Here is a 13,571-nt window from a genome sequence, read left to right as displayed (position 1 = left end):
TTTCCACACCTCAAATCACCTTTTCTCTTCAGAGAATGGGTTTCCCCGCCGATTGACCAGCCGTAGACTTGAGGGAAACCGGAACACATTTTGCGGCTCCCGCATTATGCAGCTCATGAGTCGTCAAAATTTCTTTCAACTTTCAGGAGTATCAAATGGTCGGTTTTCTTCGAGTGATGTTAATCGGTGTCCTCAGCTTCAGTACCAGCCTGGTCATGGCGGCCGGACCGGAGCCGGCGCGACTCAAAGTGTCCCGTGACAAAGCGATCACGTTCCTCAAGAACTCCCAGAACGAAGATGGAACCTGGACCTTCAGCGAAGCCGCCGGCATCTCCGCCCTGGTCACCACCGCGCTCATTGAATCGGGCGTCCCCCTCGACGATCCCACCGTCGCCAAAGCACTCAACCGGTTGTCTGCTTTCTGTCAGGAAGATGGTCGCATCTGTTCGGCTCGCAGCAATCACGCTGGCTATGAAACCGCCATCGCCCTGATGACCCTGCAGGCCGCCAACAAATCGGGCAAATATGACGAGCAGATCAACAAGGCCGGAAAATTCCTCCGCAGTCTGCAATTCGACGAAAGCAAAGATGTGAAACCCAGCGATCTCTCCTACGGCGGTGCAGGCTACAGCCCCGACGGCGGTCGCCCCGACCTCTCCAACACTGCCTTCATGATCCAGGCCCTCAAAGCCGCCGGTGCCAAAGACGATGACCCCGCGATTCAAAAAGCACTGACCTTCGTCTCCCGTTGTCAGAACCTGGAAAGCGAATATAACACCTCACCGGCTGCCGCGAAGATCAACGATGGAGGCTTCTATTACACGGTCGCCGCCGGCGGATCGTCCCCTTCCGGCAAAACACAGGACGAAGGCCTCCGCTCATACGGCAGCATGACCTATGCCGGTCTCAAAAGCATGATCTACGCGGGCTTGACTCCCAAAGATCCCCGCGTCAAAGCTGCCTTGGACTGGATTCAAAAAAACTACACCGTCCAGAACAATCCCGGGATGGGCGACAACGGTCTCTACTACTATTACCAGCTGTTTGCCAAAGCACTCGACACCGCCGACCTCGCGCAGGTCAAAGACAGCACAGGCAAAACACACGACTGGCGCAAGGAACTCGCCGATCACCTGTTTACCCTGCAGCAGGACAATGGCAGTTGGGTCAACTCCAAATCCAATCGCTGGTTTGAAGGAGCCCCCAACCTGGTCACCGCCTACACGCTGCTCGCCTTGAAGAACTGCGAGTCAGCTCCCTTAAAAGATTAAGCGAAGATTAATCACATTCCGGCGAAGCCAGTTTCCGCAGCCGCAGCCAGTCTGCGGCGCGGTCGGTCCAGCTGTCGACATTCGAATCGGCCACCGGACGCATCCCGTAACCGTGACCGCCCGTTTCATAGATGTGCAGTTCAGCCCCGACGCCGTTATTTTTGAGAGCCGTATAATACAGAATGCTGCTCAGCGGTGTCGCGTGGTCGTCATGGGCGTGAGCCATGAACACCGGTGGTGTCTTTTTCGAAACCGTGAAAACTTCATTCAGTTTCCCGGTCTTGTCATCCATCAGCCGCCATGGATAAATCAACAGGCTGAAGTCCGGCCGACACGAAACTTTGTCGGTCGCATCCTGTGCCGGATACGCCCGTTCGTCAAACCGGGACGTCACCAGCGCCGCCGCCTGACCGCCTGCCGAAAAACCGATCACGCCAATCTGGTCTGGTTTCAGATCCCACTCTTTGGCCCGCTCGCGCACCAGGCTCAATGCCCGCTGCCCGTCCTGTAGAGGACGTTCAGAAAATGCCGGCAGTTTTTCGTTCGCCCGCTCGGGGGGAGTCTTGCCAGGCTTGGTTCGATAGTGCACCACAAACGCCGTGATCCCCATCGAATTTAACCACTGGGCCGTCTCTGATCCCTCTTTGTCAGCGACCACGTAGTTATAGCCTCCGCCGGGAAAGATCAGCACTGCCGACCCGTTCCGTTTGCCCGCCGGTGGCTGATAGAGAAACAGCTGCGGTCGCGTAATATTTTTAACGCGGGTTGCCGGCGGATTTTCATTCTCCCGTCGCGGCAGTTTTTCCCCGGTATTCTTAGTCGTTTCGCCCGGCGCCATCCCGGGCCAGATATCAATCACCGCATCCGGCTCGCGTGCCTCAACAGCACTCACCAGCCCACAAATCATGCCTGCAACAAATAATGACAGCAGCGCCCACCGCCTCATACCAGTATCTCCTCAACAATTCTGGACGGTTCAACGCCCGTCAGTTTAAAATCTAGTCCCTGATGTCGATACGTAAATCGCTCGTGATCAATCCCCAGCAGATGCAGTACAGTCGCATGCAGATCGCGAACATGCACCGGATTCTCGGCCACGTTGTAACTGAATTCATCGGTCATGCCGTAGGTCATCCCCGGCTTGACTCCCCCCCCGGCCAGCCAGGTTGTGAAGCACCGCGGATGATGGTCGCGGCCCCCTTCGGGGCTGTCCCATTTTCCCTGCCCCGCCACACCGCGGCCGAACTCACCGCCCCAGATCACCAGGGTCTCATCCAGTAGACCGCGCTGCTTGAGATCTTTCACCAAAGCGGCACTCGCCTGGTCGGTATCCCGACAGCGGGCCACGCACCAGGATCCGAGACGGCTGTGATGATCCCAGTCCGGGTGAAACAGCTGCACGAACCGCACGCCCCGCTCGATCAACCGCCGTGCCAGCACACAGTTGGCCGCGTAACTGCCGGGCCGACGTGAATCGGGACCATACAGCTCAAACGTCGATTCCGGCTCGTCGCTCAAATCATTCAGCTCGGGAATACTCGATTGCATCCGCCACGCCATTTCGTATTGCCGGATCCGGGTTTCAATTTCGGGATCCCCGGTCTGCTCGAGCCGCATCTGATTCAGTTCCGCAATGCCGTCCAGCATCCCCCGCCGAATCGGACGCGGCATCCCGTCCGGATCGCGCAGATACAAGACCGGCTCTTTCGCGTTTCGCAGCTTCACCCCCTGGTAACGGGACGGCAGAAATCCGCTGCCCCAGTAATGATCATACAACGGCTGATCGCTGGGCCGCTTCATCTTAGAGATCAACACCAGGTAGTCAGGCAGATTCCGGTTCTCGCTCCCCAGTCCATAACTCGACCAGGCCCCGATTGACGGTCGCCCCGGCAGCTGATGTCCGGTCAGAAACTTCGTCATCGCCGGCGCATGATTGATCTGATCGGTGTTCATCGACTTGATGAAGCAAAGCTCGTCCGCCACTTCACCATGGTAAGGCAGCCACTCGCCCAGCGTCGCCCCGCTCTCGCCATAGCGTTTGAATTTCGTCCGCGAAGGCATAATCAGCTGCTTCTGATTAGCGGTCATCGTCGTCAGTCGCTGACCGCCTCTTACGCTTTCGGGCAGTTCCTTCCCCGCCCACTTCATCAGGTTGGGTTTGTAATCGAACAGTTCAATCTGCGACGGCCCTCCCGACTGTGTCAGGAAGATCACGTTCTTCGCTTTGGGTGGCTTGTGCGGCAGATCGGGCAGACCAATCACTGGTGCCTTCTCAGCCGCCTGACTGCGTGTCGCTTCCAGCAGTCCCAGCGCCATCGCACCCAGACCAACGCCTGCGCCCTGCCCCAGAAAATAGCGGCGGGAGACTTCCAGTGCCGAATGTTCCAGTGGCTCATTCATGGGTAATCGCCTCATCCAGGTTAAAGATCATGCTCGCAACCACCATCCAGGACGCCAGCTCATCGGGTGCCACCTTGCTCGTGGCTGGCGGCTGTCCTACATCAAGTAGTTCCAGCGCGGCCTCAGGATGACTCTGATAATAATCGCGTGACTGCTCATACTCGCGTTCCAGCACGGTCTGCTCCCGTGCAGTCAGGACACGGGACAGAATCCGCTGGGCAATGAAATCGATCCGCTCAGCCGGCGTCTGTTCCTCTTGAATCGCAGTCCGTGCCAGCTCACGTGAAGATTCCAGAATCGTCACATCGTTCAACAGGGTCAACGCCTGCAACGGAGTATTCGTCCGCCGCGGCTGCACTTCACAGACCCGCCGCTGGGCACTGTCGAACAGAAACGTCGGCGCACTCGAACGTCGCCAGAACGCATACAGGCTCCTGCGGTACTGCGCCGCTCCCTGGCTCGGTTCATACGTAAAGCGTCCCATGAACATTTCGGCCCAGACACCCGGCGGCTGGTAAGGCATCACCGGCGGCCCCCCTTGTGCCGGGTTGAGCAGTCCGCTGGCCTGCAGGGCCGCATCGTGAATCATCCAGCTGGGCAAACGGAAGCGAGCTCCGCGGGCCAGCAAGCGGTTCTCGGGATCGCGGGTCAGCAGCTCGGGCGTGACGTCGCTCCGCTGCTGATACGTCCGGCTGGTGACGATCAGTTTCAGAATGTGTTGCAGATCCCAGTCGTGTTCCATTAGCTCCACGGCCAGCCAGTCCAGCAGTTCCGGGTGTGTAGGCGGCTCTCCCTGCAAACCGAAGTCGCCCGGCGTCCGCACCAGTCCGGTGCCGAAACAGAGCTGCCACAGATGGTTCGCCACCACCCGCGCCGTTAACGGGTTCTGTTCCGCCACCAGCCACTGTGCCAGGTCCAGCCGGTCTTTCGTTTTCTCAGCAGGCAGGGGCAGGATCGCTTCCGGCACCGAGCGGGAAACCTCCTTACCATGCTTGTCCCAGACGCCCCGCTCCAGCACATACGTCTTTCGCGGTTCTTTGCGTTCGGCCAGCACCATCACCGACAGTTCCCCGGCCGCTTTTTTGACCTGTGCCAACTGGGCATTCGCCCGGTCCAGCTCCGCCTTCCTTCGCTGGTAATCGGCATGATCCACCAGGAACTGCTCGAGCAGACGCTTTCTCAATTTCGAATCCAGCTGGCCCGGCTCTTTCACATTCGCCTTGGCCAGTGCTTCCAGCGGCATCGGATCGAGCGACCGCACGGCCTGCCCCGGCTGATCAGTCAGCAGCAGTCGGAACCGACCAATGTTCGCATCACCCTCGGTGGAGCGATGCAGCATCACAAAGATCAGTTCTTCCCCCGGCTCGAGCACCAGCGGCTCCGCCAGTGCAAACACCGCAGTATGCTGCTGGCGGGCCGAGTACGTCTCGGTCGTCCAGCCGTTACGGGGATCGTCATCCAGTGTGTCTTTGATTTTGCCGTAGTTGCGACCTTTGGCTGACTTTTCAACATCCGCCACCGCAGAGGCAATTTCGATGTCGCGTAACTGGGAGCTCCCCTCGCGACGCACCTGCAGTTTCACATCGGTCAGAATGAATTCACCGGTTTTCCCCCGGGATAATTTTCCATCCGTGTGCGATGGATGCGGAAAGACTTCCAGCCGCAGACCGGTAATGCGGGGCAACTTCGTTGATGCAGTCAGCCGATAGTCATCCTGGCGCAGGACGGGCCCGCTCGTCTGGATAACCCCCTCGGCTTCCTGTTTCAACACAGTGCCTTCCACCGAACCCAGCCCGATAATCTGCGGCTGATACCAGGCCTGAAAATCCTGTTGTTTGACTTTTTGGATCTGCTCCGCCAGCCAAGGTTCGAACTCTACTTCCGCCTGTTTGCGGGCCGCGGCTTCCAGCGGCTTCCGGTCCTGCACGACCTGCTCCGCCTCTTTAATCGCCCGCTCCACCAGCGGTGATTTATACTTCAGATAAGGCTTTGCCCGACTCCCCGCTTTGCCGTCCTCGTCAATACTGTTGAAGAAGGCGAACAGGCTGTAATAATCGGCCTGCGAAATGGGATCGAATTTGTGCGAATGACACTGGCAACAGCCCAGCGTCAGCCCCAGCCAGACGGTCCCCGTAGTATTTACCCGGTCGATGACATAATCGATTCGCGACTCTTCCGGGTCGCGGCCCCCTTCACCATTGGTCATGTGATTCCGATGAAAGCAGGTCGCCAGTTGCTGCTCGGGAGTCGACTTCGGCAGCAGATCGCCGGCAAACTGCTCGACCGTAAACTGATCGAAGGGCTTGTTCTCATTGAACGACTGCACTACCCAGTCTCGCCAGGGCCAGTTCGTGCGGGTCGCATCCTGTTGAAACCCATCCGTATCCGAATAGCGGGCCAGGTCCAGCCACCACATCGCCATCCGCTCGCCGTAATGCTTTGATTTCAGCAGACGATCTACCAGTTTCGCATACGCTTCCGGCGAATCATCATTCACAAACGCGTCGACTTCGGCCGGCGTGGGAGGCAGCCCTGTCAGATCAAACGAGACCCGACGGATCAAAGTTCGCTTTGCCGCAGTCGGGGAGAGCGTGAGACCCTCCGCAGCCAGCTTCCGCTGTACCAGCACATCGACCGGATGCTGCTTTGTTTCTTCCGCGCTGAATTTCGCCTTCGCGGGCGGCTCAAACGACCAGTGCTGCCCCCACTGCGCCCCCTGTTCAATCCACTTGCGGATCGTCTCCACCTGCGACTTCGTCAACGGCTTGCGGTGCGAGTCCACGGGCGGCATCAGCAGGTCTTGATCATCAGTACTGATCCGTGCCAGTAACTCGCTTTGCTCCGGTTTCCCGGGAACGACCGCAGTCGTACCGTCTCGATCTTCAATTGCCGCTTCACGCAGATCCAGCCTGAGACCGGCTTCGCGATGTGTGGGATCGGGACCATGACAGTGAAAACAACGATCCGAAAGGATCGGCAGCACATCACGGCTGAAATTCACCTCATCTTCCGCAAGGCAGACTGTGCCCATCAGAAAAAAAGCTGAAAGCGCGATGAGAAATTTGAAGAAACCAGGCATGATAATCAATGCAGATTGAGATTCAGGCAGGAGATTGAACGGAGGCAGCCGGATGGAATCCCTTCGGCTTCATTCATGGTACTTACGCCCCACCCTCAGGTCCAGAGAAACCATCTTCTGTCACTTCAGAATACGGATCGTCTGTCAACGAAATTCTGATTCTTCGATCTAGTGAAAAAAACATCAGTACAAACTGATCAGTTTTCCTCAAGGCATCCTGAAAAATGCACTTCCCCCCTCGCTCTGCTGCCTCTGCTCATGGGAAAAAAGATTGACACATAGACTAACTCAATTATTATTAATTAGTGATATTTACTTAAATAACTCTCCTTTATCTCGCGCTCTTAAATACATTCAGCCGCTCAATCAATCGATTTCCGTTTATCATATTTTTTAAAGGAAATGAACAATGGGCACCCACTTAAGACGCAAAGCATTCACATTAATTGAACTTCTGGTCGTCATCGCAATTATCGCAATCTTGATTGCTTTACTCTTACCAGCTGTTCAGCAGGCACGGGAAGCGGCTCGCAGATCTCAGTGCAAAAACAATCTCAAGCAACTGGGATTGGCCTTCCACAACTACCACGACACCTTCGGCTGCTTACCCAACGGCAGCCATCCCACTCCCACCTATCCGGGCGGTGGTTACCATATGGGCTGGGCCCCTAAAATTTTCCCCTACATTGACGAGGCGACCCGGCTGCACGCCATGGAAGCCTTCTCCCCCAACCCGATCAGTGAACTCGCTCCCTGGCGAATCGATACCGCACCGCATAATGGCCGGAACGAAATCTGGGGACCCATTCCCGTTTTCGCCTGCCCTTCATCTGCCTTGGGCAATCGATCTCCCGATATCGTGAATTCAACCCTTCCCTGGATTGTGAGTCACGGAGCCCTGCACTACCGCGCCTGTGCCGGTCGTGTTGAAGATGTCACCAACCCTTCAGACTCGAATAACTACCGCTGGGCCAATACCGGTCTGATTTTCCCACAGAGCAAAACCAGATTCCGCGATGTCATAGACGGGACTACCAACACGATTCTGCTGGGGGAATCGTCCTCTTCCTACGGCTGGTCAGCTTCGATGAAAGCCGGCTGGGGCGGCATCCAACCCTGGACCTGGGGCATGTACTGGTACACCGACACCAGACGACTGATGCTGGACAGCAAGAACATCCAGTTCCCCATTAACTACCGTGGAAGTTTTGGTACCAACCACACCCCTTACACCAGCTACCACGTTGGTGGAGCACACTTCCTGATGGGTGACGGCTCCGTCCACTTCATCAGTCAGAATATCGATCTCGCACTGTTCAAAGGACTCGGCACCAGAGCCAATGGTGAAGTCCTTGGTGAATGGTGATCTAACCACCTGAAATGGTTTTCTCCCGAAAAGGGCGTCTGTTCTTTCCGGGAGAAATTTACCATGACCGGAATTGGTTTCATTCAACGCCTACCACACCTCACTTTACTACCAGGGTATTTCAGATGATCACCAGACCTGTACCTTTCAACTTTAGAATATTTCGCAATCGTTTCGTTCAAGCCGTCATGTTAGTCCTGCTGATCTCCGTCTGGGGTTGTGGAGATGGCCATCCGGCGCGTTCCCCGGTCACAGGCAGCGTCAGTTATAATGGAGAGCCGCTGCATATCGGCTCGCTGGTCTTTATTCCCGTCGGTGGCGGTCCACCCGCACAGGGTAATATCGACCGCGATGGCAACTATTTCATGGGAACCTTCGATGAATCGGATGGCGTGATCCCCGGCGAATACAAAGTCATGATCACCGCCATGACCAGCGAAGGGGGTTCCGGCCTACCGGAAGACGCCGTCAACGGCAATGCCGGTCCCGTGTCTGTCATTCCAGAATGGTACGGCGATCTCGAAAACTCCGGTCTTGTGGTCAAAGTCGAACCAGACAAACCCAACACCATCGATTTCCCGCTGACCGATGACAAACCTAAAAAGACCAACTGAGCCTGCGAATGTTCTCACTCCTGTCCTGTTGCAGATCAAACACTGATCTGCTGCAGGTCGGGAAATAACACACTGACGACTCCACACTACTGATCCCCGCCAGTTCGTCCCCGTCCGATTGAATTCGAGCCTTTCCATATCCAAGTGTACGCGAATCTACTGGAATAATGGCTTGTTCCCCGTCAAAACTCTCTATAATAATAGATACCCGCAATTATCACTCAATAACCCTCTCCGGAAATGCGATTTCGTTCCAGCGATCGTTTCCCTTAAAGAGCATTCATGACTACACATTCGCGTACCAGTCGCCAGCAGTTTGAAGAATATAAAACGGAATTTCGTGAAACCCAGATCAAGGCCCTGCAGAAACAGGCGTCCAACCGTGACCGTTCCTCCTGGGATCTGGTCCGCAGCTTTCTGGGACTGCTGAAAAACTACCGTGCCTCAGTACTTTTGTCATTGGGTACATTGACGATTGCAACCCTGCTCGCGTTAATCCCACCTGCGGCCACAAAATTCGTGGTCGACTATGTCCTCGATCAGAAACCGCTGCCCGTTGATCTCCCCTCGTGGATCCCACATAAACCCTGGCCTCTGCTGGTCACAATCACTGTTGGTGTGATTCTGATTTCCATGGTGCGTATCGCGCTGCAGATCTGGGGACGCTGGCATGCAACCCGCATCACCAAGTTGATTCAAATGAAGGTCCGCAAACTCGTCTTTGCGCACGCAGTCCGCCTCCCCCTGCACCGCGTTCAGGAACTCAAGTCAGGTGGTGCGACCAGCATTCTCCGCGAAGATGCCGGCAGTGTCGGCGAACTGGTCTTCGGCATGCTTTACAATCCCTGTCGCGCCATCATCCAGTTACTGGGGAGCCTGATCATTCTCGCCTGGGTCGACTGGCGCCTGTTACTGGGCGCCCTGTTTCTGGTACCGCTGGTCTACCTCACACATCGTACCTGGATCAGTCGGATTCGTCCGCAACACCGTAAAGTCCGCCAGCAGCGCGTCGCCGTCGATGCTCTGGCAACCGAATCCTTTGGTGGCATGCGCGTCGTGCGTGCCTTCGGGCGACAGCGATCTGAAACCACACGTGTGCTGCGCGGCAACCACCTGATGGGTCGCCAGGAACTTTACGCCTGGTGGTGGTCGCGACTGATTGAAATTGTCTGGGAAACCCTGATCCCGATCGCTTCGGCCTGCCTGCTCCTCTACGGCGGCTGGCAGGTGCTGCAGGGAGAACTCACCCTGGGCGATCTGGTGATGTTTCTGGCCTACCTGCTGATGCTGCTCGGTCCGCTGGCCATGCTTGCACAAAGTGCCGCCCAGTTCCAGAACAGCCTCTCTGGACTGGATCGCGTACTCGATCTACTCGAAGAGCCTCGCGAAATGGAATCAGCCACCGCCAGAAAAATCAGTCGGGGCGAGGTGGAAGGCCGCGTCACTTTCCAGGATGTGAATTTTCAATATCCCGGCTCACTGCAATATGCCCTGGAGGAAATTTCGATTGATATCGCCCCCGGAGAAACCATCGCACTGGTGGGTCCCAGTGGGGCGGGCAAAACCACCTTCTGCAATCTGGTCGCCCGATTTTACGATCCAACATCGGGCCAGGTGCAGCTCGATGGCCAGGATCTGAAAGACCTCGATGTAGAAAGCTACCGGCACCTGATCGGCGTCGTTGAACAGGACGTCTTTCTGTTTGATGGCTCCGTTGCAGAAAATATCGGTTACGGCAATCGGCATGCGGAGTTGTCCGAAATCCAACACGCTGCGGAAGTCGCGAATGCCGATGAATTTATCCGGCAACTGCCACAAGGTTATCAGACCCTCATTGGTGAGCGGGGTGTCAAACTGAGCGGCGGACAACGACAGCGTCTGGCCATCGCGCGTGCGATTCTGGCGGATCCCCGTCTGTTAATTCTTGATGAAGCGACCAGTAACCTGGATACAGAAAGCGAACGCCTGATTCAGGACAGTCTCGCCACATTGATGCAAAATCGCACCTGTTTTGTGATCGCCCACCGCCTGAGCACGATTACCCACGCGAATCGGATCGTCGTCTTTGAGGGGGGACGCATCATCGAAACCGGCACACACGAGACACTCATGGAGACTGATGGCAAATACCGGGAAATGGTCCTGCTGCAGACGAGTCCGGCAGAAGTCAGCTGAACTGAAATGACTTTCAGAAAAAAATCAATTCCACAAAACCCTCCCCGTCTGACAGGTTCCAAATTGAAAACCCCTGCATGCATGCGTACAATTTTATATATATGATGTAAAAGTGTTTCCCCACCTGAAACATTCCTCAACCAATATTACTGTCTCAATCACCGACTGCGTCATGATCAGGATGCCGTCGAGATACCTTAACAGCCCCTTTCGTTTTACTGGTTATACTTAAATCACCGGGATGCCCCCGGAAAGGAAGAGACTCGAATGAACGTATCGGAACACCGAAGCTACCCGCTCCTGCTTAAAATCAGCATGGCGACTGCCCTGCTGGCAGGACTGACCTGCACACAGACGGGAACAGCACAGGCTGCCGAAAAAAAATCAAACAAAGTGCAGTTGGGTACAGATGAACTCACCTTGGGAATTCCCGGCAAAGGACCGTTAACCAAAGCCGAAATCAAAGAATGGCTCGACAATCCCGAGAATCACCAGATTCTGGAAGTCACGCTCCCCCTCGGCCTCAGTGCCGGTCAGGCTCAAATTCAGGGCCTCACTGAAAACCCATTGACCCGCGCCAAAGTTGAACTGGGTCGCCAGCTCTATTTCGACAAGCGTCTCTCGTCCGATAACACCATCAGCTGTGCCAGCTGCCATCATCCCGATGAAGGCTGGGGACGACACACACAGTTCGGCATCGGTATCCGGGATCAGGAAGGGGGCCGCAACTCGCCCATCAGCTACAACCGGATTCTGAGTGGTCCTCAGTTCTGGGATGGACGCGCCGCCACTCTGGAAGAACAGGCCGTCGGTCCGATTGCTAACCCGATCGAAATGGGTAACACACACGAGACCGCCGTCAAAACAATCAAGAAGATTCCCGGCTACCAGATGCAGTTCAAGAAAATCTTCAAAGACGGCGTCAACATTGACAATGTCGGTAAAGCAATCGCGGCTTTCGAACGTGCCGTGGTGACCGGACCGACTCCCTTCGATTATCAGGAACAGCTCAAACCATTCCTCAAACTTGATAAGGAAGATCTGGAAGACTTCAAGGAAGAGTACGAAGCGGCCCTGGCGATGACAAAAAAACATCCCATGTCAGACAGTGCCAAACGCGGTATGAAACTGTTCTTCAGCGAAGAAGTCAACTGCGCCGCCTGTCACCTGGGTCCGAACCTGGCCGATGAAAAATACCACAACCTGGGCGTCGGCATGGATGCAGATAAACCGGACCTCGGTCGCTACGAAGTCACCAAACAGGAAAAAGACAAAGGTGCCTTCAAAACTCCCACGATTCGCAACGTCGAACAAAGTGCACCTTACATGCATGATGGATCGCTGGAGACGCTGGAAGAAGTCGTGGAACACTACAACAAAGGGGGCACACCTAACCCCTGGTTGAGTGACAAGGTCAAAAAACTGAACCTGTCGGCCCAGGACAAAAAAGACCTGGTCGCCTTCATGAAAGCCTGCACCGGCCCCTTCCCGAAAGTAGAGTCCGGACGTCTGCCTGAATAAGGCTGATGTAGCATAGTCTATTAAATTCGACAGCCCGGTTTCTCAGCCGGGCTGTTTTTTTGTCAGCACATCAGTAAAGAACATCTTCCTTCTTGTGAATGATCTGGTTGATTTATGACCGTGAAACCGTATAGTCTATAGCCTACGTTTCAGACGCCAGCCACTTGTCTGGTATCTGATCTGTTTTCCCTCAACGTTTCACGGAACGGTCATCACGAGGACTGCCCTTGAGCGGCGTACTGGAAGTGATTGTATTAACGACTCTGGCCGGGATCACGATTCCCATCGGGGGGTTCCTCGCGCTGATCGAACGGATTCATCCCCGCTGGCTGGAAGTCGAATTTCGACACTCCATCATCGCCTTCGGTGGAGGCGTCCTGCTGGCGGCTGTCGCCCTGGTCCTCGTACCAGAGGGCATTTCCGAGCAGCCCCCCCTGATCGCAGCGTCGGCGATTCTATTTGGCGGCGTCTGCTTCATGGTTGTCGACCGCATTCTGGCGACTCACAAAAACTCAGCCTCTCAGTTAATCGCGATGCTGCTCGACTTTGTTCCCGAATCCCTGGCATTGGGGGCTTCCTTCGCGACCAATGGAGAATCCGTCGGACTCCTGCTGGCGATCCTCATCGGACTGCAGAATCTGCCGGAAGGCTTTAATGCCTTTCGCGAACTCAACAGTACTACCACCATGACGAAAAAATACATTCTGCCTGGTTTCTGTCTACTGGTCCTGCTCGGCCCCATCTCGGGATTGATTGGATACTATCTGCTGGCACTCATTCCGCGAATGGTCGGCCTGATCATGCTCTTCGCCGCCGGTGGTATTCTGTATCTGACATTTCAGGATATTGCCCCCCAGGCCAAACTCGAACGCCGCTGGGCACCTTCCCTGGGCGCTGTCCTCGGCTTTGTCTTTGGACTGATCGCACAAATGGTCATCGCCTGAAGCTCGACGGTTTTGCCTTAACCTCGACTTTCCAGCATACTTTTCCCTGATACTCAGAGGACCGCCTCGCACTGAGCTGCTATAATGCATGCTGACTGGCAGCACAACATCCGCCGAGCTGTGCGGGCATTCTTCATCACAGATCAAAGGGTCCTCAGTGTCAGACTCCCCCTCTGTCTCTTCGAGATCATCACTCTGGAA

Annotated in this window: 9 protein-coding genes; 6 read left to right on the top strand and 3 right to left on the bottom strand. The window is 55.6% G+C overall.

From position 1 onward, the window contains the following. The first annotated feature begins 155 nt into the window (after window positions 1–155). A complete protein-coding gene (locus RID21_RS04620) occupies window positions 156–1,271 on the top strand; it encodes a prenyltransferase/squalene oxidase repeat-containing protein (RefSeq protein ID WP_350187389.1) in 1,116 nt (371 codons plus the stop codon). Between the two features lie 7 nt (window positions 1,272–1,278). Here RID21_RS04620 and RID21_RS04615 read toward each other — a convergent pair whose 3' ends face one another. Genes RID21_RS04615 through RID21_RS04605 form a run of 3 tightly spaced genes read right to left on the bottom strand, consistent with a single transcriptional unit; the run spans window position 1,279 to window position 6,672 of the window. Continuing rightward, window positions 1,279–2,217 (bottom strand): alpha/beta hydrolase, encoded by a 939-nt coding sequence (locus RID21_RS04615; RefSeq protein ID WP_350187388.1) that lies wholly within the window; start codon window positions 2,215–2,217, stop codon window positions 1,279–1,281. Next, on the bottom strand, window positions 2,214–3,671 hold the full coding sequence (locus tag RID21_RS04610) for a DUF1501 domain-containing protein (protein ID WP_350187387.1): 1,458 nt from the start codon (window positions 3,669–3,671) through the stop codon (window positions 2,214–2,216). Before RID21_RS04610 ends, RID21_RS04615 begins: the two co-directional genes overlap by 4 nt. Then, window positions 3,664–6,672 carry a PSD1 and planctomycete cytochrome C domain-containing protein gene (locus tag RID21_RS04605; RefSeq protein WP_350187386.1) on the bottom strand — a complete coding sequence of 1,003 codons (3,009 nt, stop codon included), beginning with the start codon at window positions 6,670–6,672 and terminating at the stop codon, window positions 3,664–3,666. Before RID21_RS04605 ends, RID21_RS04610 begins: the two co-directional genes overlap by 8 nt. Window positions 6,673–7,159: 487 nt before the next feature. Between RID21_RS04605 and RID21_RS04600 the strand changes: the two genes are divergently transcribed. The 5 genes from RID21_RS04600 (at window position 7,160) to RID21_RS04580 (ending at window position 13,370) form a co-directional block, all read left to right on the top strand. Beyond that, the gene (locus tag RID21_RS04600; RefSeq protein WP_350187385.1) at window positions 7,160–8,116 is read left to right on the top strand and encodes a DUF1559 domain-containing protein; all 957 of its coding nucleotides are present in this window, start codon (window positions 7,160–7,162) and stop codon (window positions 8,114–8,116) included. A 188-nt stretch (window positions 8,117–8,304) separates the two neighbouring features. Next, a complete protein-coding gene (locus tag RID21_RS04595; RefSeq protein ID WP_350187384.1) occupies window positions 8,305–8,730 on the top strand; it encodes a hypothetical protein in 426 nt (141 codons plus the stop codon). Window positions 8,731–9,012: 282 nt separating this feature from the next. Next, entirely contained in the window at window positions 9,013–10,905 is a 1,893-nt protein-coding gene (locus RID21_RS04590) for an ABC transporter ATP-binding protein (protein WP_350187383.1), read from the top strand. Between the two features lie 267 nt (window positions 10,906–11,172). Next, entirely contained in the window at window positions 11,173–12,426 is a 1,254-nt protein-coding gene (locus tag RID21_RS04585) for a cytochrome-c peroxidase (RefSeq protein ID WP_350187382.1), read from the top strand. Window positions 12,427–12,653: 227 nt separating this feature from the next. Continuing rightward, a complete protein-coding gene (locus tag RID21_RS04580) occupies window positions 12,654–13,370 on the top strand; it encodes a ZIP family metal transporter (protein ID WP_350187381.1) in 717 nt (238 codons plus the stop codon). The last annotated feature ends 201 nt before the right edge of the window (window positions 13,371–13,571 follow it).

The organism is Gimesia sp. (genome assembly GCF_040219335.1).
GTDB lineage: Bacteria > Planctomycetota > Planctomycetia > Planctomycetales > Planctomycetaceae > Gimesia.
The sequence above is the reverse complement of the archived record's forward strand: the minus strand, read 5'-3'. Positions and strand labels throughout refer to the sequence as shown.

Coding starts and splice junctions, on each gene's coding strand:
- RID21_RS04620 (WP_350187389.1), top strand. CDS start 156: ATGGTCGGTTTTCTTCGAGTGATGTTAATCGGTGTCCTCAGCTTCAGT.
- RID21_RS04615 (WP_350187388.1), bottom strand. CDS start 2,217: ATGAGGCGGTGGGCGCTGCTGTCATTATTTGTTGCAGGCATGATTTGT.
- RID21_RS04610 (WP_350187387.1), bottom strand. CDS start 3,671: ATGAATGAGCCACTGGAACATTCGGCACTGGAAGTCTCCCGCCGCTAT.
- RID21_RS04600 (WP_350187385.1), top strand. CDS start 7,160: ATGGGCACCCACTTAAGACGCAAAGCATTCACATTAATTGAACTTCTG.
- RID21_RS04595 (WP_350187384.1), top strand. CDS start 8,305: ATGTTAGTCCTGCTGATCTCCGTCTGGGGTTGTGGAGATGGCCATCCG.
- RID21_RS04590 (WP_350187383.1), top strand. CDS start 9,013: ATGACTACACATTCGCGTACCAGTCGCCAGCAGTTTGAAGAATATAAA.
- RID21_RS04585 (WP_350187382.1), top strand. CDS start 11,173: ATGAACGTATCGGAACACCGAAGCTACCCGCTCCTGCTTAAAATCAGC.